This is a genomic window from Aeromonas sp. 97A (genome assembly GCF_051919185.1).
Taxonomy (GTDB): domain Bacteria; phylum Pseudomonadota; class Gammaproteobacteria; order Enterobacterales; family Aeromonadaceae; genus Aeromonas; species Aeromonas veronii.
In genome coordinates this window covers 2571891-2594523 of the sequence record NZ_JBQBFF010000001.1, presented here as the reverse complement: position 1 = coordinate 2594523, position 22633 = coordinate 2571891, and the positions used below count along the sequence as shown (strand labels likewise).

General features: G+C 57.7%; 25 protein-coding genes and 1 pseudogene. 15 read left to right on the top strand and 11 right to left on the bottom strand.

All coding sequences use genetic code 11. The annotated features are described in order from the left end of the window. The 4 genes from ACTG27_RS11500 to ACTG27_RS11485 are packed head-to-tail and all read left to right on the top strand — an operon-like array spanning position 1 to position 1748. On the top strand, positions 1 to 477 hold the full coding sequence (locus ACTG27_RS11500; protein WP_368150460.1) for a DUF2878 domain-containing protein: 477 nt from the start codon (positions 1 to 3) through the stop codon (positions 475 to 477). After that, the gene (locus tag ACTG27_RS11495) at positions 474 to 695 is read left to right on the top strand and encodes a TIGR02450 family Trp-rich protein (RefSeq protein WP_019445887.1); all 222 of its coding nucleotides are present in this window, start codon (positions 474 to 476) and stop codon (positions 693 to 695) included. Before ACTG27_RS11500 ends, ACTG27_RS11495 begins: the two co-directional genes overlap by 4 nt. Next, positions 652 to 1194, top strand: a complete 543-nt coding sequence (locus tag ACTG27_RS11490; RefSeq protein WP_439979692.1) for a chalcone isomerase family protein — start codon at positions 652 to 654, stop codon at positions 1192 to 1194. Before ACTG27_RS11495 ends, ACTG27_RS11490 begins: the two co-directional genes overlap by 44 nt. Positions 1195 to 1208: 14 nt before the next feature. Continuing rightward, a complete protein-coding gene (locus ACTG27_RS11485) occupies positions 1209 to 1748 on the top strand; it encodes a DUF3833 domain-containing protein (RefSeq protein ID WP_047435477.1) in 540 nt (179 codons plus the stop codon). Positions 1749 to 1821: 73 nt separating this feature from the next. Here the strand turns inward: ACTG27_RS11485 and nqrM are convergent, their stop codons facing one another. From nqrM to ACTG27_RS11440, 9 genes are all read right to left on the bottom strand, one after another. Continuing rightward, positions 1822 to 2046: a (Na+)-NQR maturation NqrM gene (gene nqrM / locus ACTG27_RS11480; RefSeq protein WP_005338668.1), complete on the bottom strand. Its 225-nt coding sequence runs from the start codon at positions 2044 to 2046 to the stop codon at positions 1822 to 1824. A gap of 9 nt (positions 2047 to 2055) precedes the next feature. Next, entirely contained in the window at positions 2056 to 3093 is a 1038-nt protein-coding gene (locus ACTG27_RS11475) for an FAD:protein FMN transferase ApbE (protein WP_005338666.1), read from the bottom strand. 3 nt (positions 3094 to 3096) lie between these two features. Continuing rightward, complete coding sequence (gene nqrF, locus ACTG27_RS11470; protein ID WP_005338656.1) at positions 3097 to 4320, bottom strand: NADH:ubiquinone reductase (Na(+)-transporting) subunit F; 1224 nt, start codon at positions 4318 to 4320, stop codon at positions 3097 to 3099. 32 nt (positions 4321 to 4352) lie between these two features. Continuing rightward, entirely contained in the window at positions 4353 to 4949 is a 597-nt protein-coding gene (gene nqrE / locus ACTG27_RS11465; protein WP_005338645.1) for an NADH:ubiquinone reductase (Na(+)-transporting) subunit E, read from the bottom strand. Positions 4950 to 4952: 3 nt separating this feature from the next. Next, the gene (locus ACTG27_RS11460; RefSeq protein ID WP_005338644.1) at positions 4953 to 5585 is read right to left on the bottom strand and encodes an NADH:ubiquinone reductase (Na(+)-transporting) subunit D; all 633 of its coding nucleotides are present in this window, start codon (positions 5583 to 5585) and stop codon (positions 4953 to 4955) included. Further along, positions 5578 to 6366, bottom strand: coding sequence for a Na(+)-translocating NADH-quinone reductase subunit C (locus tag ACTG27_RS11455; protein ID WP_005349682.1), 789 nt, complete (start codon positions 6364 to 6366; stop codon positions 5578 to 5580). Before ACTG27_RS11455 ends, ACTG27_RS11460 begins: the two co-directional genes overlap by 8 nt. After that, on the bottom strand, positions 6356 to 7585 hold the full coding sequence (locus ACTG27_RS11450; protein ID WP_005338642.1) for an NADH:ubiquinone reductase (Na(+)-transporting) subunit B: 1230 nt from the start codon (positions 7583 to 7585) through the stop codon (positions 6356 to 6358). Before ACTG27_RS11450 ends, ACTG27_RS11455 begins: the two co-directional genes overlap by 11 nt. Before the next feature lie 3 nt (positions 7586 to 7588). Beyond that, complete coding sequence (locus ACTG27_RS11445; RefSeq protein ID WP_439979691.1) at positions 7589 to 8932, bottom strand: Na(+)-translocating NADH-quinone reductase subunit A; 1344 nt, start codon at positions 8930 to 8932, stop codon at positions 7589 to 7591. 434 nt (positions 8933 to 9366) lie between these two features. Beyond that, positions 9367 to 9681 (bottom strand): BolA family protein, encoded by a 315-nt coding sequence (locus ACTG27_RS11440; RefSeq protein WP_180343385.1) that lies wholly within the window; start codon positions 9679 to 9681, stop codon positions 9367 to 9369. Between the two features lie 204 nt (positions 9682 to 9885). Here ACTG27_RS11440 and ACTG27_RS11435 point away from each other — a divergent pair, with 204 nt between their 5' ends. The 5 genes from ACTG27_RS11435 (at position 9886) to ACTG27_RS11415 (ending at position 14741) form a co-directional block, all read left to right on the top strand. After that, entirely contained in the window at positions 9886 to 11019 is a 1134-nt protein-coding gene (locus tag ACTG27_RS11435) for a methyltransferase (RefSeq protein ID WP_439979690.1), read from the top strand. 17 nt (positions 11020 to 11036) lie between these two features. After that, on the top strand, positions 11037 to 11621 hold the full coding sequence (locus ACTG27_RS11430) for a YajG family lipoprotein (protein ID WP_005349692.1): 585 nt from the start codon (positions 11037 to 11039) through the stop codon (positions 11619 to 11621). Between the two features lie 2 nt (positions 11622 to 11623). Next, positions 11624 to 12211 carry a peptidylprolyl isomerase gene (locus ACTG27_RS11425; protein WP_050547831.1) on the top strand — a complete coding sequence of 196 codons (588 nt, stop codon included), beginning with the start codon at positions 11624 to 11626 and terminating at the stop codon, positions 12209 to 12211. Between the two features lie 172 nt (positions 12212 to 12383). Further along, complete coding sequence (locus ACTG27_RS11420) at positions 12384 to 13763, top strand: AmpG family muropeptide MFS transporter (RefSeq protein WP_439979689.1); 1380 nt, start codon at positions 12384 to 12386, stop codon at positions 13761 to 13763. A 156-nt stretch (positions 13764 to 13919) separates the two neighbouring features. After that, positions 13920 to 14741, top strand: a complete 822-nt coding sequence (locus ACTG27_RS11415) for a nucleoside-specific channel-forming Tsx family protein (protein WP_005338635.1) — start codon at positions 13920 to 13922, stop codon at positions 14739 to 14741. A gap of 107 nt (positions 14742 to 14848) precedes the next feature. Here ACTG27_RS11415 and ACTG27_RS11410 read toward each other — a convergent pair whose 3' ends face one another. Then, on the bottom strand, positions 14849 to 15331 hold the full coding sequence (locus tag ACTG27_RS11410; protein ID WP_005338634.1) for a YajQ family cyclic di-GMP-binding protein: 483 nt from the start codon (positions 15329 to 15331) through the stop codon (positions 14849 to 14851). Between the two features lie 200 nt (positions 15332 to 15531). Between ACTG27_RS11410 and ACTG27_RS11405 the strand changes: the two genes are divergently transcribed. Both ACTG27_RS11405 and ACTG27_RS11400 read left to right on the top strand, forming a co-directional pair. Next, complete coding sequence (locus ACTG27_RS11405; RefSeq protein ID WP_201932744.1) at positions 15532 to 16485, top strand: ketopantoate reductase family protein; 954 nt, start codon at positions 15532 to 15534, stop codon at positions 16483 to 16485. A gap of 37 nt (positions 16486 to 16522) precedes the next feature. After that, on the top strand, positions 16523 to 17083 hold the full coding sequence (locus ACTG27_RS11400) for a DJ-1 family glyoxalase III (protein ID WP_019445897.1): 561 nt from the start codon (positions 16523 to 16525) through the stop codon (positions 17081 to 17083). A 111-nt stretch (positions 17084 to 17194) separates the two neighbouring features. On the opposite strand, the gene ACTG27_RS11395 is transcribed toward ACTG27_RS11400, so the two are convergent. Next, entirely contained in the window at positions 17195 to 17401 is a 207-nt protein-coding gene (locus ACTG27_RS11395; protein WP_019445898.1) for a hypothetical protein, read from the bottom strand. 131 nt (positions 17402 to 17532) lie between these two features. Here ACTG27_RS11395 and dinB point away from each other — a divergent pair, with 131 nt between their 5' ends. From dinB to ACTG27_RS11375, 4 genes and pseudogenes are all read left to right on the top strand, one after another. Beyond that, the gene (dinB, locus tag ACTG27_RS11390; protein WP_439980513.1) at positions 17533 to 18588 is read left to right on the top strand and encodes a DNA polymerase IV; all 1056 of its coding nucleotides are present in this window, start codon (positions 17533 to 17535) and stop codon (positions 18586 to 18588) included. Between the two features lie 66 nt (positions 18589 to 18654). Then, a pseudogene (locus ACTG27_RS11385) lies at positions 18655 to 20789 on the top strand (methyl-accepting chemotaxis protein). 284 nt (positions 20790 to 21073) lie between these two features. Then, positions 21074 to 21994 (top strand): transcriptional regulator GcvA, encoded by a 921-nt coding sequence (locus tag ACTG27_RS11380; RefSeq protein ID WP_005338622.1) that lies wholly within the window; start codon positions 21074 to 21076, stop codon positions 21992 to 21994. After that, positions 21987 to 22616: an alpha/beta family hydrolase gene (locus tag ACTG27_RS11375; RefSeq protein ID WP_136501475.1), complete on the top strand. Its 630-nt coding sequence runs from the start codon at positions 21987 to 21989 to the stop codon at positions 22614 to 22616. The genes ACTG27_RS11380 and ACTG27_RS11375 overlap by 8 nt, the downstream gene beginning before the upstream one ends. Positions 22617 to 22633 lie beyond the last annotated feature (17 nt).

Sequence of the window (22633 nt, the reverse complement as noted above, 5' to 3'; positions counted from 1 at the left end):
ATGTGGCAATGGGCTCACCTGCTGGGGTTCAACCTCTACTGGTTGCTGGCGGTGAAGTGGCAGCAGCCGGGCCCGCTGCTGGCAATGTTGCTGCTGCACTTTATCTTCTCACCCAGCCGCCTGCGTGACTGGCGGCTGCTCCCCATCGCGGTTGCTGGCTGTCTGCTGGATGTCCTGCTCTGGCAGCTCGGCCTGTTCCGGTTCCCGTCCGGTTTTCCCCTCTGGCTGGTGCTGCTCTGGCTCGGTTTTGCCCTGACGCTGGCCCACGGTATGCGCTGGCTGTTGCGCTTGCCTCGCTGGCAGCAGGCGCTGTTTGGCGTATTTGGCGGTGCCTCCTCCTATGTGGCGGGGGCCGCCATGGGGGCAGTACACTTACCCTGGGGCATCTGGATCAGCACGGCACTGCTGGCAGTGATCTGGATGTGGTGGTTACCCGTACTCCTGTGGGTAATGGTCAAGCTGGAGGGTGAGTCATGACAAACACCTTTTCGACCGATTCGTTGCTTTTTTCCAAATGGACCAAAGAGAGCCAGCATGAGCTGACTGATCGCTTCTATCTGGTGGTTGCCTGCCAGCGGGATGCGCAGGGGCGGCTGGTGCAGGTGGTGATGCAGGATATCAACACCTTGCAAGAACAGGAGATGGACTGGCATGAACTGGAAGACCCCAACCACTGGCATATGGGGTGGAATTAACCCGCTGCTGCTGGCGTTTACGCTCTTTGCTGCAACCGCGGTGCAGGCTTCTTCCGCCCACTGGCAGCAGCTGCGCCCGGTCGGGCAGGGGGAGATGAACTGGCTCTGGTTCAAGCTCTACGATGCCACCCTCTACAGTGCGAGCGGGCGCTATCAGCCCGGTCACTATCCGCAGGCCCTGACCCTCACCTATGCCAGATCCATCGAGCGGGAAGATCTGCTGAGCGCCACTGCCGCCGAGTGGCAGCGACTCGGTCTTGGCTCCGACGCCGAACGTCAGCGCTGGCTCGGCCAGCTCGCTGCACTCTGGCCCGATGTGCAGGCAGGCGACAAGCTCACCTTCTATGTCGACAAGGGCGGGGCAGGCCACTTCTGGTGGCAGGAAAAACCCCTCGGCACTCTGGCCGATCCGCAATTCTCGGCCGCTTTTCTCGCCATTTGGCTGGCTGACAACAGCCGCGATCCCGCCCTTACCCGCCGCCTGCGTGGCCAACCCTGAGCATGGAGTTTCCAATGTTTTTCTATCGTGCATACCGCTGGTTGCTGTTGCTCCCTTTTTTGCTGTTGAGCGGCTGTGGTGCCAGTCTCGATGACTATCGGGGGCAGGGGCCAAACTGGGATCTCGCCCGTTTCTTCAACGGTAAATTAGTGGCTCACGGCTTGGTAACCGACCGCAGCGGCGAAGTGACCAGTCGCTTTCGGGTCGAGATGGTGGGTCGTTGGAAGGATGGCAAGGGAGAGCTGTTCGAACAGTTCTACTTTGACGATGGCCGCCAGCAGACCCGTACCTGGTATCTGAGCAAGGGCGATGATGGTCACTGGCGCGGTACTGCTTCCGATGTGGTGGGAGAGGCGGTGGGTAAAAGCGAAGGGTTCGCCCTCAACTGGCGTTATCAACTTGATCTGGCGCTACCGGATGGCGAGGTAGTGCGGGTGAGCTTCGATGACTGGATGTACCTGCTGGACGAAGAACGTCTGATCAATCGTGCCGAGATCAGCAAGTTCGGTATCCATCTTGGCGAGGTGATCCTCTATATCGAACGTCAGCCCTGACCGTTAACGCAAGATAACGACCAGTAAAAAGCGCGCCGATGGCGCGCTTTTGTTTACCGAAAAACCAGAGTCATCAGATGATGCGGTTCTCTTCCAGCATCTTGCGACGGGCCTCTTCCTTGGCCATCTTCTTCTTGCGGTTGTCACAGGGTTCCGGGCAATCGCACTCTTTCTCGATGCCGACACTACCCAGACCGCCACAGGAGCCGGAGATGGTCTTCTTCTGGAAGATGTAACCGATAGCCATGGCGGCTATCACCAGCATGAATACCCCGAAGGTGATCAGAAAAATCTGCATCTCTACCTCTTACTTCTTGACCAGATAGGGCTTGAAGGCATCGGAGTAAGCCTCTTCAAAGCCGTTGTCCGTCTTGGTGATCACGAAGATCGCCAGGCCGCGCTCGTTGGCATAGGCCAGGCTCTTCTCGGTCCCCATCACCATAAACACGGTGGCCAGCCCGTCTGCGGTCATGCAGGAGGGATGGATCACGGTGACCGACACCAGACGGTGCTGGATCGGCTTGCCGCTGCGCGGATCTATGGTGTGGGAGAAGCGCTGACCATCCAGTTCATAGTAGTTGCGGTAATCGCCGGAGGTGGCCACCCCGTTGTCACCGGGCACGATCACCTCTTGCACCGTGCCGGTGCCTGCGGTGGGCTTCTCGATGGCCACGCGCCAGGGGTGACCCTTGCCGTTGACGCCATTGATCCGCAGCTCGCCGCCAATCTCCACCAAATAGTTACGCGCACCCAGTGATTCCAGATACTCGGCTACCTTGTCCACACCAAAGCCCTTGGCGATGGCAGAGAGATCGACGTAAAGATCCGGAATGTCTTTTTGCAGGGTATCGGCATCCACCGAGGTGATGACGTGCAGGTTGCCCAGACCGGTCTTCTGGCGAGTCTGGGTGATCAGCTCGTCGGAAGGGACCTTGGTCGGCTTCTTGTCCGGGCCAAAGCCCCACAGATTGACCAAGGGGCCAACGGTGACGTCCAGCGCCCCCTGGCTCTCACGGCCAATGTGAATAGCCTCTGTGACGACCCGTGCGGTATCGCGGGAGACCACTACCGGTTTGTTGTCACGGCTCTGGTTGAAGCGCGACAGTTCGGAATCGGGGCGATAGGTCGACATCTGATCGTTGACCCGCTCCAGCAAGACATCCACCTCAGCTTGAAGCTTGGCCGGATCGCTGATGGCGCTGTCCGCCACCTTGATGGAGTAGTAAGTGCCCATGGTGCTGCCGGTGATGTGGATCTCCGGTTTGGATTGGACCGTCTCCTGACCGCACCCAGTCAAGAAAAAGGCTAGCCCGAAGGCTAGCCAGGTTTTTACAACACTGTGCATGGATTAACCACCAAAGTCATCCAACAGGATGTTTTCGTCTTCAACGCCCAAGTCTTTGAGCATGTTGATGACGGCAGCGTTCATCACCGGAGGTCCACACATGTAGAACTCGCAATCTTCCGGTGCTTCGTGGTTCTTGAGATAGTTCTCGTAGAGCACGTTGTGGATGAAGCCGGTGTAGCCGTCCCAGTTGTCTTCCGGTTGCGGATCAGACAGGGCGACGTTCCAAGTGAAGTTCTCGTTCTCGGCGGCGAGCATGTCAAAGTCTTCGACATAGAACATTTCGCGCTTGGAACGGGCACCGTACCAGAAGCTCATCTTGCGCTTGGACTTCAGGCGACGCAGCTGGTCGAAGATATGGGAACGCATCGGCGCCATACCTGCACCACCGCCGATGAATACCATTTCGGCATCGGTGTCTTTGGCGAAGAACTCACCGAACGGACCGGAGATAGTCACCTTGTCGCCAGCCTTCAGGCTGAAGATGTAGGAGGACATCTGTCCCGGAGGGGCAGTCCAGTTGCTGGGCGGCGGGGTCGCGATACGCACGTTCAGCATGATGATGCCGAACTCTTCCGGATAGTTGGCCATGGAGTAGGCACGGATGATCGGCTCATCGACCTTGGACTCCAGCTCAAAAATCTTGAAGCGATCCCAGTCCCCGCGATACTCCTCGGGAATATCGAAGTTCTTGTAGTGCACGTGGTGAGCCGGGGCCTCAATCTGGATATAACCACCGGCGCGGAATGGCACGCTCTCGCCATCGGGGATCTGCAGCTTGAGCTCCTTGATGAAGGTGGCCTTGTTATCGTTGGAGATAACAGTACATTCCCACTTCTTCACCCCGAAGATCTCTTCCGGCAGTTCGATATCCATGTCGGAGCGAACGGTAACCTGACAGGCCAGACGCTCGCCATGACGGGCTTCGCCCTTGCTGATGTGATCCAGTTCGGTCGGCAGAATGTCGCCGCCACCGGATTTCACCCGTACCTTGCACTGGCCGCAGGAGCCACCGCCGCCACAGGCGGAGGAGACGAAGATACCGCTGCCAGCCAGCACGCCGAGCAGCTTGCCACCGGCCGGGCTGGTCACAGCCTTGGCCGGGTCACCATTGATGCTGATTGTCACGTCGCCCGCGGTCACCAGCTTGGACTTGGCGAACAGAATGACTGCCACCAGTGCCAGCAGGATCACGGTAAACATGACCACACCCAAAATAATTTCCATCTATCGTTCCTTTCTGATTGCAGGAAAGCCGATTACAGGGAGATACCAGAGAAGGACATGAAGCCCAGCGCCATCAGACCGGCGGTGATGAAGGTGATGCCCAGACCGCGCAGGCCTTCCGGAACATCGGAATACTTCATCTTCTCGCGGATACCAGCCAGCGCAACGATCGCCAGCATCCAGCCTGCCCCTGAACCCACACCGTAGACCACAGACTCCATGAAGTTGTAGTCACGCTGCACCATGAAGGAGACGCCACCGAAGATAGCGCAGTTCACGGTGATGAGCGGCAGGAAGATACCCAGCGCGTTGTAGAGTGCCGGGAAGTACTTGTCCAGCGCCATCTCCAGGATCTGTACCAGTGCTGCAATCACACCGATGAAGGTGATGAAGCTCAGGAAGCTCAGATCCAGACCGGATACCAGAGCGCCATCTTTAAGCACGTAGTTGTAGATCAGGTTGTTGGCAGGAACCGCGATGGTCTGCACCACAATAACGGCAATACCCAGACCCATGGAGGTCTTTACCTTCTTGGACACCGCCAGGAAGGTACACATCCCCAGGAAGAAGGAGAGTGCCAGGTTTTCGATGAAGATCGATTTAATCAACAGACTCAGATAGTGTTCCATACCTTAATCCTTCGCCTCCACCTGCTTGGGATCCTTGGTGCGCACGCCCCAAATGATCAGACCAATGATGAAGAATGCACTCGGCGGCAGCAGCAGCAGACCGTTGGGCACATACCAGCCACCGTTGTTCACCAGCGGCAGCAGCTCGATGCCGAACCAGGTGCCGGAGCCCAGCAGTTCACGCACAGTCGCGACGCTCAGCAGAATGGCGCCATAGCCCAGACCGTTGCCGATACCATCCAGGAAGGAGGGCAGCGGGGCACTCTTCATGGCGTACGCTTCAGCGCGGCCCATTACGATACAGTTGGTGATGATCAGACCCACGAAGACCGACAGTTGCTTGGAGATGTCATAGGCATACGCCTTGAGCACCTGGTCAACCACGATAACCAGTGAGGCGATGATCGCCATCTGCACGATGATCCGGACGCTGTTCGGGATCTGGTTGCGGATCAGGGAGATGAACAGGTTTGAGAAGGCGGTGACCGCCATGACCGCGAGGGTCATTACAAACGCAGTTTTCATCTGGCTGGTAACCGCCAGTGCAGAACAGACGCCCAGCACCTGCAAGGCGATGGGGTTGTTACCCAGCACAGGCGTCAACAGCAACTTCTTCATTTCGCTCTTGTCAGCCATTGTTGATTTCTCCTGCACGAACCTTGGCCAGGAAAGGACCGAAGCCCTTGGGACCCATCCAGAAGTCGAAGGTATGCTGTACGCCGTTACCGGTCAGAGTGGCACCGGAGAGACCATCGATCTCGTGCTCGGAGCCCGCCGGAGCGTGGCCCTTGATGACGCGCAGCGCCGGCATGCCATTTTGGTCGAACAGTTTCTTGTCCTTGAACAGCGCCTGCCAGGCCGGGTTTTCGATCTCGCCACCCAGACCCGGTGTTTCACCGTGGTCATAGTAGGTGATGCCCTTGATGGTCTGGCCATCAGCGGCAACGGCGACGAAGGCATACATGGTCGACCACAGACCCTGACCGTAGATGGGCAGGATGATGCTGTCGATCTTGCCTTCGGCATCCTTGGCGAAGAATACCGGGATCTGCTTGGAGATCTGACGCAGGCTGGCCTTGTCGTCAGCTGCGGCAAGACGGATGCTGCGGGCCGGATCTTTGGCTGCCAGCTTGGTGTCGAAGTTGTCGGCATCGCCGTCAACAAAGTCACCGGTTGCCAGATCCACCAGACGCGCTTCGATCTTCTCGCCATACAGTTTGGCCAGGTCGCGCTTGGCCACTTCGCTTACATCCACACCGGCTACGGCGAGAATGTTGCTCTGCTTGTCCAGCGCCTTGTTTTCCTGCTGGGTAGAACGCAGGCCCACAGCGGCAACGGATACCACGATGGAACAGGCCAGACAGAGGCCGGTGACCACGCTGACGGTGCCGAGGGTTGAATCTTTATTAAACGCCACGAGCAATCCTCCGCTTGATGTTTGCCTGAGCGACGAAGTGGTCAAACAGGGGAGCAAACAGGTTCGCAAACAGAATGGCCAGCATCATGCCTTCCGGGAACGCAGGGTTGACCACGCGAACCAGCACGACCATTACGCCGATCAGGGCGCCATACCACCACTTGCCTTTGTTGGTAAAGGCTGCGGAGACAGGGTCGGTCGCCATGAAGGCCATACCGAAGGCGAAGCCACCCAGTACCAGATGCCAGTGCCACGGCATGTTGAACATGGGGTTGGTATCGGAACCGATGACGTTGAACAGCAGGGAGGTGGCGATCATACCGATCATCACGCCGGCGATGATGCGCCAGGAGGCGATGCGCATGTAGACGATCATGGCGGCACCCAGCAGGATCATCAGGGTAGAGACTTCACCGATGGAACCCGGCAGGTTACCCAGAAAAGCGTCCATCCAGCTGATAGCCTGGCCGGTTGCACCGTTGATCAGCGCCATCTGGCCGCCTTGGGCCCACTGGCTCAGTGCAGTCGCGCCGGAGAAGCCGTCAACGGCAACCCATACGGCGTCACCGGAAATCTGGCCCGGGTAGGCGAAGAACAGGAACGCACGACCAGCAAGCGCCGGGTTCAGGAAGTTCTTGCCGGTACCACCGAACACCTCTTTGGCCATCACCACACCGAAGGTGATACCCAGCGCAGCTTGCCACAGGGGCAGCTCGGGCGGCACGATCAGGGCAAACAGAATGGAGGTCACGAAGAAGCCTTCGTTGATCTCGTGTTTGCGCACCATGGCGAACAGCACTTCCCAGAAACCACCGACAAAGAAGACGGTGATGTAGATCGGGAAGAAGTGGGTGGCGCCGATCAGCATCTTGCTGCCGATACCGGCAACAGCCGGATCGAGGGAGGCGCCCAGCATGGTAGCCAGGGCATATTGCCAGCTGCTGGCACCAGCAGCCGAGCCCATGTGGGCAATGGCGGCAATCGCCTGGTTACCAACGTTGTACATGCCCCAGAACATGGCCGGGAACACGGCCAGCCACACCATGATCATCATGCGCTTCAGATCGAGCGCATCACGAACGTGGGAGGCGTTGCGGGTAACGCTACCCGGGGTGTAGAACAGGGTGTACGCCGCTTCGAACAGGGCATAGTACTTGGCGTACTTTCCACCCGGTTCGAAGTGGTGTTCCATATTTTCAAGAAGTTGCTTGAAACTCATCGCTTAACCTTCCAGTTCAATCTTGGTCAGGCACTCACGCAAGATCGGGCCGTACTCTGTCTTGCCGGGGCAGACAAAGGTACAGAGCGCCAAATCTTCCTCATCCAGCTCCAGGCAGCCCAGTGCTTGCGCACCGTCGGTATCGCCGGAGAGCATGTCCCGCAGCAGCAGGGTTGGCAGGATGTCGAGTGGCATCACCCGCTCATAGTTGCCGATAGGCACCATGGAACGGTCACTACCGTTGGTAGTGGTGGTGAAGTTGATCAGCTTGCCCTTCATCAGATGAGAGAGGGTGGTACGGGTGATAGAGAACTTGTTGGCGCTGGGGTTGATCCAGCCAAGGAACTCTTTCTCGCGACCTTCACCCAGCACGCAAACCTGATTGTGGTAGCGGCCCAGGTAGTCGTGAACACCTTCGGCTTTGGCACCACTCAGGATAGAACCGGAGATGATACGGTTTTCGTCGGCACGCAGCTCATTATTGGTGAGCTGGCTGATGCAGGCGCCCAGACGAGTACGCAGCAGACGCGGCTTGAGCACGTTCGGGCCAGCCAGCGCGATCACCTTGTCAGTGAAGATCTGACCGGTGGTGAACAGCTTGCCGAATGCGATCACATCCTGATAGTTGATGTGCCACTGCACCTTGGTGCTGCTGACCGGATCCAGGAAGTGGATATGGGTACCCGGCAGACCGGCAGGGTGCGGACCAACGAAGATCTCTTCCTTGACCTGAGCCAGCGGAGAGTGGGGCAGACTGCCTTCGCCTTTACAGACGTAGACTGCGCCGTCGGTCAGGCGGGTCAATACGGCCAGACCATCGAGGAAGGCCTGCGGCTGTTCCTTGATAATCAGCTCGGCATCGGCTGCCAGCGGGTTGGTGTCCATTGCAGTCACAAAGATGGCGCGCGGGGCAGACGCTACCGCGGGGACTTTGCTGAACGGACGGGTACGCAACGCAGTCCATTGACCTGATGCGACCAGGATCTCTTGCACCTTGCTGCGCTCGAGCTTGGCCAGCTCGGCAGAGGCAAAATGCTCAAACGTCACCTGTTCATCGGAACCGTCCAGGTCGATGACCACAGACTGGAGAACACGTTTGGCACCACGGTTGATCTCTGAAACCACACCGGTGGCAGGAGCTGTGAATTTAACGCCCGGATTCTTCTTGTCTTCAAAAAGATCCTGACCTTTGATGACGCGATCACCTACTTTGACGAACATAGTAGGTCGCATCCCCACAAACTCCTCGCCCAGTGTCGCAACACGGGTGATGGCGGGGCCATCGTAGATTACTTGCTCTGGCGCACCCAGCACGGGGATGTCCAGTCCTCTTTTGATTGTAATCATACTTACTTGCACTACCGTTACGGGAGAGGTTGGTTAGCGCCGAGAAATACATCACGACGGGTGGTTGAATGAGTCGATGTTGTGGTTGTGCCAGGTGGGCAGGCTCAACAATTATTCAACATGCAGGCTCACTCAAAAGCGCTTGAGTTTACCACTTAAGGTGCATTTTCTGCCATGCCAAATGGGCAAAATCCCCGTGCCATCACAAAATTAACCTGCAATGAATAAGCCCCTGACACCTTGTAAGTAGTGGTTTTAAAGGTTTTTTTATTTCGATACCTCGATGGGGGTATTTGCCGTTGTCTCCACTATCAGCAAAAAGCCTTGATGCCGAAATATACCCCCTTGGATGTAGCCTTTTCGGGGCCAATGGGGGAAATATGTTTAATTTTTGTTGGCAGGTTCTCGAGGGGAATCCTGTGGTACAACCGGTTTCAGGAGAGTGACGGTTTGCCAACGCAGCTCGGGGTGCGCGGGGCGTGGCCTTTTTCCTGCCACTCGGTCTCGGTGTAGGTATGCAACGCCAGTGCATGAACGGCACCGGCCAGCTCGTCGGCCAGAACCGAATTGACCTGACGATGACGGGCCAGCAGCCGCTGCCCTACAAATTGCTCGCTGACGATCACCACCTTGAAGTGGCTCTCAGATCCTGGTTCCACACGGTGCATGTGGCTCTCGTTGATCACCTCCAGCACGGTGGGGGAGAGGGCGGCGGTCAGCTTGGCTTCAATCAGTTGTTGGATGGTCATCGGATCGGCTTCCAGAGTGAATGTCGGGCCATTCTATCGGCAGTCGCGGGATGGAATAAGCCCCCGTAAGAGGGAAATCACCCGTCAGTTGCCCCCTTGATGCGCATCGAACTGGTGAAATTCCTGCTCCTCGCTAGAATAGCGCCACTTTGCGTCGCCCCTGGCGCCTGTATACACGAATCAAGCCGAGGTTGGACTCTTCCTATGCAAACCCTTCTCGACACTCCCCATTGCCAGCTCACGCTCTACCGCTATCCGCGCCAGAGTCAGGAGACCCTGCAAGCCTGGGATGCGGCTGACGAATATCTGATCAATACCCTGGCGGAGTCTCCCCTCGAGCAGCCGGGCCCCGTCATCATCATGAATGATGGCTTTGGCGCGCTGGCGGCCTATCTGCATCCGTACTCCCCCTGCTGCGTCACCGACTCCTACATCAGTGAGCGGGCGACCCTGGCCAATCTGGCCGAAAACGGACTGGATGTGGGTGGTATCCGCTTGCAGGATGCGCTGGCGCCGCTGCCCGATGCCCCTGCGCTGGTGGTGATCAAGGTCTCCAAATATCAGGCTCTATTGGAGCAGCAACTGCTAGCGCTGCGGGAGGTGGTGACACCGGCAACCCGCGTTATCGCTGCCGGCAAGGCGAAGGATATTCATACCTCCACCCTCAAGTTGTTTGAGAAGTATCTGGGGCCTACCCGTACCTCGCTGGCCTGGAAGAAGGCGCGCCTCATTCACTGCGAGCCGCAGGCAGTACGTCCCGCGCTGGCCAACCCCTTCCCGACTGTCTGGCCGCTGGAGGGGAGTGGCATGCTCATCCACAACCATGCCAACCTCTTCTCGCGCACCAGTCTCGATATCGGCGCCCGCTTTATGCTGGACAACCTGCCCATCCACAGTGCCCGCAAGGTGATCGATCTGGGCTGTGGCAACGGGGTGCTGGGTCTGTCGCTGCTCGCCAAAGACAGCGAGGTGGAGGTGACCTTTATCGATGAATCCTATATGGCGGTTGCCTCGGCACAGCTCAACGTCGAGCACAATCTGCCCGATGCACTGCCGCGTGCCCGCTTTATGGTCAATAACTGTCTCGACGGGGTGGCGGTCGGCTCGGCGGATCGGATCCTCTGCAACCCTCCTTTCCATCAGCTGCAGGCGATCACCGATCATATCGCCTGGCAGATGTTCAGTGATGCGCACCGGGTGTTGCCTCAGGGGGGGGAACTCTGGATAGTAGGCAACCGTCATCTGGACTATCACAACAAACTCAAGCGCTTGTTTGCCAACGCACAAGTCGTTGCGTCGAACAGCAAATTCGTTATTTTGAAAGCCATCAAACGCTAAAGCCAAAGGAAACCATGATGAAAAAGTCACTCTTGCTGCTGGCCGCCCTGATGCTGGGCGGGTGTGCCACTCATTGGCCGGAGACGGCGCTGCTCAATCCGCAGGTGATCCCCGCCAACCAGCAATACTACTCTGGCAATCGCATCACCATGGAAGGGGTAGACAAGCGTGAGGCTGCCTACGTCTTCTCCATCAAACATAAAGAGAAAGCCCCCGTCCTGGTCAACAGTGAGCGTCCGCTCAACCTGCTGATGGCCGAGCGGCTGGCCGAAGGGCTGCGCAGCCAGGGTCTGGAAGTGGGCAACAGTGGCACCACCAACCTGACGCTGGTGATCTCCAACGCCGCAGTCAATGTGGAAGAGAAGACCTTTACCTATGTCACCAAGTCCCGCGTCAGCCTGCAGGTGATCGCTGATTTCCAGGGCAACCGTCTGACCAAGCAGTTCAACATGTCCTCCAGCAAGGAGAGCCCGAGCGAGCCAAGCATGGCCGACCTGGAGTCTACACTGAACCTGCAACTGGGTAGCGTGCTGCAGCAGATCATGGCCGATGATGCGCTGCGCGGTTACCTGAAAGGTCAACCGAACGGTGCAGGGGTCTGATGATGAAAAAACTCTGGTTGCTGGCCATGCTGATCGCCCCGCTGGCGTTCGCTGGCCCGAAAGTCAGAATGGAGACCAACCACGGCAATATCGTGGTGGAGCTGGCGTCCAAGCAGGCGCCCCAGACGGTGAAGAACTTCCTGCGTTACGTGGCTGATGGCAGCTATGACGGCAGCATCTTCCACCGGGTGATCCAGGATTTCGTGGTGCAGGGTGGGGGCTACAACCAGCAGTTCCAGCAACTGCCAACCTATGAGCCTGTGGTCAACGAGTCGCGCGGCGGTCTGCCCAACAAGCGTGGCTCCATCGCCATGGCCCGCACCCAGGCGGTCGACAGCGCTACTCGCCAGTTCTACTTCAATCTGGTCGACAACAATAACCTCAACGCCGGTGGCGCCGCGGGTTATACCGTGTTCGGTCAGGTGGTGCAGGGGATGGAGGTGCTGGACAAGCTGGCTCAGGTACAGACCGGTTACAGCCCCATTTTGCGTGCCAACGATGTGCCGACCAGTCCCATCATTCTGAAGAAGGTGGTCTTGCTGGCAGAAACTCCGGCAGACAAGAAAGTCGACAAGAAAGCGGGCAAGTAACTCTCGCCGGACTCGGTTCGTCACCTCGCCTCGTCAGGTCACAATACAAGGCTCATCCCGTTCGGGATGGGCCTTTTCTCTATCCGGGCTTCTTTGACCTATCTCTTTGCTCGCCTTGGCTATCTGCCATCAACCTGCCAAAATGACGCACTTTTCCAAAGTCGTCAGGTAGTTGAACATGATCCGCAAACCAAGCTGGAGAGAGTCCCTCGCCGTCTATCTCGAATTTCGGGTGTTTATTCTCTTTGCCATGGGTTTTTCATCGGGTCTGCCGCTGCTGCTGGTGTTCGGTACTCTCTCATTCTGGTTGCGTGAGGCCGATGTCAGCCTGACCGATATCGGCTATATGAGCTGGGTGGCGCTCGCCTATGGCTTTAAATGGCTGTGGTCGCCGCTGGTGGATCGCATGCCGCTGCCGTTGCTCTCCACGCTGCTGGGGCGTCGCCGCAGCTGGATGTTCTTCTCCCAGCTGCTGATTGCCGCCGCGTTGGTCGGCATGGCGTTCTGCGATCCCAAGACCGAGCTGGCCCAGCTGGCGATGTTTGCCCTGCTGGTGGCCTTTGCCTCGGCGACTCAGGATATCGTTATCGACGCTTATCGCATCGAATCTGCTCCCGAGCGGCTACAGGCGGCGATGGCGGCCTCCTACATGACCGGTTACCGACTGGCGATGATCATGGCGGGCGCCGGTGCGCTGGCGCTGGCAGCATGGTTTGGTAGCAATAGTGGCTATGACTATCGTGGCTGGCAGATTACCTATCTGGTGATGGCGGGTCTGATGTCACTCGGGGTCATCACCACGCTGTTTTGCCACGAGCCGGATATCGATCTGGCCGAGCAGGGCAAACAACAGGCCGAACGCAAGGCGCAGCTCCTGGGAAAAGGGTGCCCTGCGCTGCTGGCGAGTGCGGGGGCCTGGGGCTATGAGGCCGTCTGGTGTCCGTTTGCCGACTTCTTTCGTCGCTATGGCAGCTCGGCGCTGCTGATCCTGGCTCTGATCGCCTGCTATCGGGTTGCCGATGTGGTGATGGGGGTGATGTCCAACAGCTTCTATGTGGATATGCAGTTCAGCAAGACCGAGGTTGCCACCATTACCAAGGTGTTTGGCGTCATCATGACGCTAGTGGGGGCGGCGCTGGGGGGCGTGCTGGTGATGCGCTTCGGTACGCTGCGCATCCTGTTCTTGGGGGCGCTGCTCACTGCCAGCACCAACTTGCTGTTTGCCCTGCTCAATCAGGTTGGTCACAACCTGGAACTGCTGACCCTGATCATCTCGCTGGATAACCTCAGTGCCGGTATCGCGACCGCGGCCTTCGTGACCTATCTCTCCAGCCTGACCAATGTGGCATTTTCGGCCACTCAGTACGCCCTGTTCAGCTCGGTAATGTTGCTGCTACCCAAGTTGCTGGCCGGTTTTTCCGGGCAGGTTGTGGAGCAGATTGGCTACAGTGCCTTCTTTGTCGGAACCAGTTTATTGGGCTTGCCGGTGTTGTTGTTGATTGTGCTTGTCGCCAGAAAAGGGAGTGAGTTGCTCTCAACGGCTGACAAATAGCAAGCGTTTGCGTAGAATCGGGGGTGATTAGATTCACACTTCCGGATAAAGTTCCCGAGAAGTTGTTTCACCCCCAATTTTATTTGATTAGAATCCCTCTCGCTCCTTGTGGGCAGGCTACGGAAAACCTCAACTAACGCACAAGAGACCAATAAAATGGCCAAATTTACCAAGACTCTGATCGCTGCCGGTCTGCTGGCTGCTGCCGCTACCCCGGCCTTCGCTGCTGATTACAGCGGTGATATCCACAAGAATGATTTCAAATGGATGCAGTTCAACGTAATGCATACCATTGACCAGCGTCCTTACATGGGCAGCGACTACAACGACACCTACCTGGAAATGGAATTCGGTGGTCGTTCCGGTATGTTTGATCTGTATGGCTATGTCGATGTGTTCGATATTTTCCAAAGCAGCCATAGCGACAAACACAATGGCCAGAACATCTTCATGAAGTTCGCCCCGCGTCTTTCTCTGGATGCCCTGACTGGTAAAGATCTCTCCTTCGGCCCGGTACAAGAGCTCTACATCGCTACCCTGAACAACGTTGATGACTCCATGATGGAGAACATGATCGGTCTGGGTGCTGATGTACAGGTGCCTTGGTTCGGTAAAGTTGGCATGAACCTGTATGCTCGCCATGCAACCGAAAGTGGCTTCAAGGCCGAAGAGGGTGACTGGAACGGTTATCAGTTCTCCATGAACTGGTTCAAGCCTTTCTATACCTTCTCCAACGGCAGCTTCGTCTCCTATCAGGGCTACTTGGATTATCTGTTTGATAAAGATATCCATGGTGACAACAACCAGAGTGCTAACGGTTTGGGTACTTTCCACGGTATCTACTGGCACTCCGACCGTTACGCAGTTGGTTACGGTCTGAAGTACTTCAACGAAATCTACGGTATCAACAATGGTGCCTTTGGTGGTCTGAACACTACCGGTTTCGGCCACTACTTCTCTGTTACCTACAAGTTCTAATAAAACTTGGGGTACAAAAAACCGGAGCAGATGCTCCGGTTTTTTTATGGCCGCGATTTAGATAGCGTGGCGCGAGTCATCAAGTGCGCCACGGCTGAGTGGATAAATCAGTCGCGGAAGTTCTGGAACTGCATCGGTTGACCCAGTTCGGCGCCACGGACCAGTGCCATGGTCTCTTGCAGATCGTCACGCTTCTTGCCGGTGACACGTACTTCATCACCCTGGATGGCGACCTGTACCTTGATCTTGGAGTCCTTGATCAGCTTGACCAGCTTCTTGGCGATCTCTTTCTCGATCCCCTGTTTGAACTTGACGGTCAGGTGGAAGCGTTTGCCGGAGTGAACGGAGTCACCCACTTCCATGGAGCTGTTTTCGATGTTGCGCTTGAGCAGGGCACCGCGCAGGATTTCGACCATCTGCTTGAGCTGGAAATCGGCATCGGCTTCCAGTTTTACCTCTTCCTTGTTCAACTCGAAGCTGGCTTCTACCCCACGAAAATCGAAACGGGTGGCCAGTTCACGATTGGCGTTGTCGACTGCGTTCAACACCTCGTTCATTTTGACTTCAGAGACAATATCGAATGACGGCATAGCCAAAGCTCCTCATGTTGCGTTATCGGGGGGCAAATCTACCAGAAAACGGGCAAATTTGCTGATTTTGATGGGGTTGCTCTGCTAGAATCCCCTGCGCACAGGACGGGTGGACCCGTTAGTGTCCACCAGCGACATCTTCACTTATCCCCGGTAACAGGTTGAGAGGATTGCAACCCTTACCCTGACAGAGTCACACCATGCCAAGCGGATTAAAAAATTCCCGACAGCCCGTTATTCCACCCGTTACTCCGAAGTGGTCACTGTTGGGTTGTGGCGCCCTCGGCGGCGTTTTTGCCTCCCTGCTGACCCTGAGTGGTCAATCTACCCGTGTCTTGTTGCGCGAACATCATAAGTCCACGCTCCATCCGGGGATCGATTTCACCTCGCTGGAGGGGCATGTCCAGCTGCTCAATATCGAGCGCGGATTTGTCAGCAAACCCGGCAAGATCCAGCGTCTGCTGGTGATGACCAAGGCCAGTCAGGTGATTGCCGCACTGACACCGCTGGTGAGCAATCTGGATGCCGGCGTGCCAATCGTGCTGCTGCACAACGGGATGGGCATTGCCGAGCAGGTGGTCGAGATGTTCCCGCACAATCCGGTGATTGCCGGAGTCACCAGCCATGGCGCCATGCAGTGCGGCCATTTTGTCTTCCGTCATACTGGCAAGGGGGAAACTTGGCTTGGCCCGATCAACGATGCCGCCAAGGCCCATGCCGCGCTCGCGGACGAGCTGGCGCTGGCACTGGGTCAGGCTGGTTGGGATGAGCAGGTATTGACGCGCCAGTGGCAAAAGCTTGCCATCAACTGTGCCATCAATCCCCTGACGGCCCTCTACAAGCTGAAAAATGGCGAGCTGGCTGGCCCCCGTTTTGCCGATGCCCTGCAGCAGATCTGCGTGGAAGTGGCGGATGTGATGTGTGCCGAAGGAGTTGCGACCACGGCAGAGGAGTTGCAACGTCGGGTGATGACAGTGGTGGAACTGACCGCTGACAATTACTCATCCATGCATCAGGATATGGAGCTGGGACGCGAGACCGAGATTGAGGCCATCACCGGCTTCCTGCTGGCCAAGGCAGCCCGGCATGGCATCGCCGTACCGGTCAATCAGGGTCTCTATCAGGCAATCAAAGAGAAGAGTCAGGCCGTCTGATCTTCTACATGGCAGAGCAAGCTGCAAGGAGGCGAACGTGAGTGTACTGGTGCTGGTGGCCCCCGGGTCGGAAGAGATAGAGACGGTCGCCATTGTCGATACCCTGGTGCGCGCCAGCATCGAGGTGGTGCTGGCCTCTTGCTGCCCTGCCGGATCCCGGCAGGTAAAAGCGTCGCGCGGGGTGCAGCTGGTGGCCGATTGTCATATCGACGAGCTGACCCGTCGGGACTTTGAAGCCATCGTGGTACCCGGTGGTCTGCCCGGCAGCGAAGTGATCCGCGATACCCCGCTGGCCATCGATCTGCTCAAAGAGCAGGCCGCTCTTGGCCGCTGGCGCGCTGCCATATGCGCCGCCCCTGTGGTGCTCTTGCAACATCACGCGCTGCTGGATGGTGCCATCGTCACCTGTCATCCCGGCTTTCAGTCCCGACTACCGACATCGCAGCTGTCACATGAGCGGGTCGTCAGAGATGAGGCTCATCGCCTGATCACCAGCCAGGGGCCGGGCAGCGCCATCGAGTTTGCGCTGGAACTGGTGCGGGTGCTGCGCGGGGATGATGTGGCTACCGCCGTGGCTGGCCCTATGGTGCTGCCTTGAGCGCACTCTGCTGCAGAATCAAGCTGGTCACGCTTTGAAAAACGGGCCCCGATCATCTTGATCGGGGCCCGCTTGTTATTTGCCGTTGTCGGTCACGCCATCTTGTCCGGCTCAGTAGTCGTACTGTTTGCACTTCTTCTTGCGAAACTCTTCACGCCAGCGAGACAACTCTTGCTCTGTGCCGAGTGTGTCCCCTTTCTTGATGGCCTGTTCCAGTATCTCAATCCGGTCGTACAGCCAGCGGCACTCTGCCGTCGGGTTGTTCTTGCCGATGCCGGTCAACGGCAGCAAACAGAGTCCCAGCCAAAGATATTTCATCCCGAACGCTCCTTGTCATTGTGGTAGTAAAGGTCTCCTTGGAGTCTACTATTTTAGCCACAACAAGAGAGATAGAGCTGCGGTTATCCTTGGGGTAAGATGATGCCATGTCTGTTTATTTATACAGTGGTATGCGCAAGATCATCCATATCGACATGGACTGCTTTTTTGCCGCGGTGGAGATGCGGGACAATCCGGCGTTGCGGGAGGTGCCGCTTGCCATCGGTGGGTCCTCCGAGCGGCGCGGCGTCATCTCGACCTGCAACTATGTGGCGCGCCGGTTCGGGGTGCGCTCCGCCATGCCGAGCGCGCTGGCGAAAAAACTCTGCCCGCCGCTGGTACTCATCCCTGGGCGAATGGCGGTGTACAAGGATATCTCCCGTCAGCTCAGGGCCATTTTCCTGCGCTATACCGATCAGGTTGAACCGCTGTCGCTGGATGAGGCTTACCTCGACGTGACCCACAGTCGCTGTTTTGGCGGCAGCGCCACCCTCATGGCGCAAGAGATCCGGCAAGCCATCGTCTCCGAACTGGGATTGACCGCCTCGGCCGGAGTGGCCCCCAACAAGTTTCTCGCCAAGCTCGCCTCGGAGCAGCGCAAGCCTGATGGTCTGTTTGTCATTCTTCCCGACGAAGTGGCTGAATTTGTCTGCCAGTTGCCCCTCGGCAAACTGCCCGGGGTGGGGAGCAAGACTGCCGAGCGGCTGGAGGCGCAGGGGCTTTACACTTGTGAGGATGCGCGGGCCTTGTCGGCACAAGAGCTGTGCAGCCGTTTTGGCAAGCTGGGAGAGATGCTGACGACCCGGATCTGGGGGCTGGATGAACAGCCGGTGCAGGCACACCGGATCCGCAAAACCATCGGGGTGGAGACCACCTTGGCGAGCGATGTTTGTGACGAAGCCGCCTGCCTGACGGTATTGCAGCAACTGTTGCCGGAGCTTGAGCGGCGATTTCAGCTGGCGTGCCCTGCCGAGCAGGTGATGGGGCAGGGGATTAAACTCAAGTTTGCCGACTTCCACCAGACCACCGTCTATCGCAGTCAGGGTGGCTATCAGCCAGCCTTGTTCGTTCCCCTGCTCAAAGAGGGGTTACAGCGGGCGCAAGGGCGTTCGGTTCGCCTGCTGGGCTTGGTGGTGGGTTTGCCAAAAGAGGGTGAAGTTAATCAACTCTCGCTGGATTTGCTGTGAGGGAGTTAAGTTTTTGTTTATAAAGTCGATAATCTATCCATATCTGTATGACGTAGGAATATTGGCATGAGCGCTCTTTCTGTCCAGGGTCGGATTACCCTGATCGCCGGTTGCTGTCTGTTGGTGACAGCCGCCGCTCTGGTTGCCTCTTCGATTTACAACGCGAACAAGATGCAACAGCAGGTGCGGCAAGCCACCATGCACGAGGCGCAGCAGTCTGCCGAAAACTGGATGAAGGCGATGGGCTCGGAGCAGGCGGCCAAGGTAACCAGCTATCTCGATGAGGCCTATTTCCGCGCCAGTTTGCTGGCGGAGAGCGTGTTGTTCCAGCGCAAGAATGCGGCCGAGAACTTTGTCCATTCGGAGGCGCTGCGCAGCGCCGTCAATCAGCAGCTGCACGATGCCGTTGCCTCATCGACCAATCTGCTTGGTGTCTATGCGGTGTTCGAGCCTGACCAGCTGGATGGGGAAGACAGCAATTATCAGGGCTCAACGGCGCTGGGTTCCAACGACAAGGGGCGTTTTTCCAGTTACTGGGCCTATGACAACGGCAAGATAGAGCCGGAAGTGCAGAATGAGGATGTACTGGCCGATGAGAGCCCGACCGAGGCAGGTGGAATCGAAAACGAGTGGTATCGCTGCAGCATTCGCACCCGTGCCCTCTGCCTGCTGGAGCCCTATCTGGACGATGTGGGCGATAAACAGATATTGATGACCTCGGTGACGGTCCCGCTACTGGAGCAGGAGACCTTGCTGGGGATGGTCGGGGTCGATATCTCGCTGGCCACTTTGCAGAGTCTGGTCAGCACCATGGACAAGGAGCTCTATGAGGGCAAGGGCAGAATCTTGCTGGTCAGTCACGAGGGGCGCGTGGCGGGAGCCGATGAGTTCGATGTGACCATGGGGCGTGGGCTGGATCAGAAGTATCAGGGGCTGGCCAGCGAGCTGAAAGGCTGGCTCAGTCAGGGTCAGGAGCTGACTCGTTGGAGCAGCGATGGCACCCTGTTGCAGACCTTTGTCCCGGTATCCATGCGTGGCACCGACCGTAAATGGGGCATCTACATTGAATTGCCACGGGCCGTAGTGCTGGCCTCGGCCCAGCAACTGCAAGATGAGCTGGCCAGTGAGGCCAATCGCAGCGTGGTTTCGCAGTTGTCAATTGGGGTGCTGATCTCGCTGGTGGCCCTGAGTTTTATCTGGTTGATGGCGCGCCAGATTGTGGCGCCCATCCGCGCTGTAGTTGCCCGCCTCAAGGATATCGCCAGTGGTGAGGGGGATTTGACCCAGCGTATCGAGATCCAGCGGCAAGACGAGATCGGCGAGCTGGCCAAGTGGTTCAACAGCTTCCTCAACAAGTTGCAATCCACCATCAGTCAGGTGATTGATACCGTCTCCGGTACGCGCAACAGTGCCGAGCGAGCCGCGCAAGTGGCCGAGCGCACCAGCAGTGGCATGCAGGCCCAGTATCAGGAGATCGATCTGGTGGCGACGGCATTTGAGGAGCTGAGCGCCACGGCGTTGCAGGTCTCCGGTAATGCCGGCTCGGCGGTGGCGGCCGCCAACACCACTGACGCTGCAGCGCAAGAGGGCAAATATGTCGTTGCCGACACCCAGGAGGCGATGCGCAAGCTGATGACCATCATCAACGATGCCCAGCCGGTGGTGGAGCGACTCTCCGCCAACAGCGACAACATCAATGACATCCTCATCGTGATCCAGGGGATTGCCGAGCAGACCAACTTGCTGGCGCTGAATGCGGCTATTGAAGCGGCGCGCAGCAGGGCCGTGGCTTTGCCGTGGTGGCCGATGAGGTGCGCAATCTGGCGGGTCGCACCCAGAATGCCATCGTCGAGATCCAGACCCTGATCAGCCAACTGCAATCCGGTACCGGCGCCGTGGTCAAGGCGATCCGCGATGGTCATGGTCAGGCTGACGAGACCCTCGCCAAGGTGGATCTCTCGGTGCAGGTGCTGGAGCAGATTATCCAGTCGGTCTCCACCATCCATCAGATGAACGAGCAGATTGCCCGGGCGGCGCAGGAGCAGAGCCGGGTGGCGGACGAGATCAACCGCAACGTCAGCAACATTCGCGATGTGAGCCACACCATTCGGGCCGAGGCGGCGACATCCGCCGAAAATGGTCGCGAGCTCTCTGCGCTGGCGGACAAGCAGCAGCAGCTGGTGGGGCAGTTCAAGGTATAGAAGGGATGAAAAAAGGCGCCATCCAGCTGGAGGCGCCAAACACATTCAGATGACAGACTGGGTCAAACCGGTGAGATTTGAGCCCCTCTTCCCGCAGAGGAAGAAACACAACACCACAATCACAGTCGAAAGACTCACTAAAAACACATGTAAACCAACACGTAGTAGAAAATGTGAGCCATATGACGACTGATTGCTGGGCGAATTATGTTTATTCACTGGTCGACCCGCAACCGACAAATTATAATGCGCCCCATTAGAAAAACTCATCGTCGGCTGGTGTCATGTCTCGTCGTTTACCCCCGCTCAATGCCCTCAAGGCCTTTGAAGCAGCGGCTCGTCACTTAAGCTTTACCCGCGCAGCAGAAGAGTTGTTTGTGACTCAGGCTGCCATCAGTCACCAGATCAAGGCGCTGGAGGAGTATCTTGGCATCAAGCTGTTCCGCCGCAAAAACCGCTCCTTGTTGCTGACCGAAGAGGGGCAGGGTTATTTCCTGGATATCAAGGACATCTTTGCCTCCATCTCAGAGGCGACCGACAAGCTGCTGGCCCGCAGTGCCAAGGGAGCGTTGACTGTCAGTTTGCAGCCGAGTTTCGCCATCCAGTGGCTGGTGCCGCGGTTGGTCAAGTTCAGCGAGCGCCACCCCGATATCGACGTGCGGATCAAGGCGGTCGATCTCGACGAAGGGTCGCTTACCGATGATGTGGATGTGGCTATCTATTACGGGCGCGGCAACTGGCCGGGTCTGCGCTCGGACAAGCTGCATACCGAATACCTGATCCCGGTCTGTTCCCCCTTGCTGCTGACCGGGCCCAAACCGCTGCGTACGCCGCAAGATTTGACTCTTCATACCCTGCTGCACGATACCTCCCGCCGCGACTGGAAGGCCTGGTTCCGCCAGCTCGATATCGATGCACCCAACGTCAATCAGGGGCCCATCTTCAGCCACTCAACCATGGTGATCCAGGCGGCGATCCACGGCCAGGGGGTGGCGCTTGGCCACAGCGTGCTGGCACAACCCGAGATTGAGGCCGGCCGCCTTATCTGCCCGTTCGAGCAGGTGCTGGTGAGCAAAAATGCCTTCTATCTGGTGTGCCAGGAGCAACAGTCGGATCAGGGCAAGATCGTTGCCTTCCGCGACTGGATGCTGGAGCTGGTGGAGCAGGAAGAGGCGCGTCGCAGGGCAAGGCTCGCCGATGCCTGATGTGATCCGCGAGGGGGCAATTGATGCCCCCGTTCGCATTTTGCTGGCCCACGGGGCAGGCGCGGGGATGGATCATGTTTTTCTTGCCGAGTTGTCACGCCTGCTGGCTGGCCCCGACATCGAAGTGGTGCGCTTCAACTTTCCCTACATGACCAAGCGTGCACAGGATGGCAAGCGCCGCCCGCCGGACAGAGCGCCTGTGCTGCTCGCCCATTGGCGCGACATGATCCGCGAGTTTGCCCATCCACGGCTGTTTCTGGCGGGCAAGTCGATGGGCGGGCGGATGGCGGCGGAACTGTATAGCGAAGGCGAGGGTGAGATGAATGCTGCAGGATTGCTCATTCTCGGGTATCCTTTCCACCCTCCGGCCAAGCCCGACAGTTGGCGAGGCGAGGTACTCAAGCATATTGCAGTGCCAACTCTGCTGTTGCAGGGGGAGCGCGATACCTTCGGTAGTCGCGCCGAACTGGCCGATTTCCCCTTCTCACCCGCCGTATCGGTCCATTGGTTGACCGATGGTGATCATGGTTTCAAACCGCGTAAAGCCAGTGGCGTGAGTGAGCAGGAGAATATGCAGCATGCAGCGGCGGCCATCAGCCATTTTGTGGCCCGACATGGATAGCACGAGAGGGTTGGTTT

Bases quoted from the DNA above. Each gene is read 5' to 3' on its own strand.
- ACTG27_RS11500 (WP_368150460.1), top strand. From the start codon at position 1: ATGTGGCAATGGGCTCACCTGCTGGGGTTCAACCTCTACTGGTTGCTG.
- ACTG27_RS11495 (WP_019445887.1), top strand. From the start codon at position 474: ATGACAAACACCTTTTCGACCGATTCGTTGCTTTTTTCCAAATGGACC.
- ACTG27_RS11490 (WP_439979692.1), top strand. From the start codon at position 652: ATGAACTGGAAGACCCCAACCACTGGCATATGGGGTGGAATTAACCCG.
- ACTG27_RS11485 (WP_047435477.1), top strand. From the start codon at position 1,209: ATGTTTTTCTATCGTGCATACCGCTGGTTGCTGTTGCTCCCTTTTTTG.
- nqrM (WP_005338668.1), bottom strand. From the start codon at position 2,046: ATGCAGATTTTTCTGATCACCTTCGGGGTATTCATGCTGGTGATAGCC.
- ACTG27_RS11475 (WP_005338666.1), bottom strand. From the start codon at position 3,093: ATGCACAGTGTTGTAAAAACCTGGCTAGCCTTCGGGCTAGCCTTTTTC.
- nqrF (WP_005338656.1), bottom strand. From the start codon at position 4,320: ATGGAAATTATTTTGGGTGTGGTCATGTTTACCGTGATCCTGCTGGCA.
- nqrE (WP_005338645.1), bottom strand. From the start codon at position 4,949: ATGGAACACTATCTGAGTCTGTTGATTAAATCGATCTTCATCGAAAAC.
- ACTG27_RS11460 (WP_005338644.1), bottom strand. From the start codon at position 5,585: ATGGCTGACAAGAGCGAAATGAAGAAGTTGCTGTTGACGCCTGTGCTG.
- ACTG27_RS11450 (WP_005338642.1), bottom strand. From the start codon at position 7,585: ATGAGTTTCAAGCAACTTCTTGAAAATATGGAACACCACTTCGAACCG.
- ACTG27_RS11445 (WP_439979691.1), bottom strand. From the start codon at position 8,932: ATGATTACAATCAAAAGAGGACTGGACATCCCCGTGCTGGGTGCGCCA.
- ACTG27_RS11440 (WP_180343385.1), bottom strand. From the start codon at position 9,681: ATGACCATCCAACAACTGATTGAAGCCAAGCTGACCGCCGCCCTCTCC.
- ACTG27_RS11435 (WP_439979690.1), top strand. From the start codon at position 9,886: ATGCAAACCCTTCTCGACACTCCCCATTGCCAGCTCACGCTCTACCGC.
- ACTG27_RS11430 (WP_005349692.1), top strand. From the start codon at position 11,037: ATGAAAAAGTCACTCTTGCTGCTGGCCGCCCTGATGCTGGGCGGGTGT.
- ACTG27_RS11425 (WP_050547831.1), top strand. From the start codon at position 11,624: ATGAAAAAACTCTGGTTGCTGGCCATGCTGATCGCCCCGCTGGCGTTC.
- ACTG27_RS11415 (WP_005338635.1), top strand. From the start codon at position 13,920: ATGGCCAAATTTACCAAGACTCTGATCGCTGCCGGTCTGCTGGCTGCT.
- ACTG27_RS11410 (WP_005338634.1), bottom strand. From the start codon at position 15,331: ATGCCGTCATTCGATATTGTCTCTGAAGTCAAAATGAACGAGGTGTTG.
- ACTG27_RS11405 (WP_201932744.1), top strand. From the start codon at position 15,532: ATGCCAAGCGGATTAAAAAATTCCCGACAGCCCGTTATTCCACCCGTT.
- ACTG27_RS11395 (WP_019445898.1), bottom strand. From the start codon at position 17,401: ATGAAATATCTTTGGCTGGGACTCTGTTTGCTGCCGTTGACCGGCATC.
- dinB (WP_439980513.1), top strand. From the start codon at position 17,533: ATGCGCAAGATCATCCATATCGACATGGACTGCTTTTTTGCCGCGGTG.
- ACTG27_RS11380 (WP_005338622.1), top strand. From the start codon at position 21,074: ATGTCTCGTCGTTTACCCCCGCTCAATGCCCTCAAGGCCTTTGAAGCA.
- ACTG27_RS11375 (WP_136501475.1), top strand. From the start codon at position 21,987: ATGCCTGATGTGATCCGCGAGGGGGCAATTGATGCCCCCGTTCGCATT.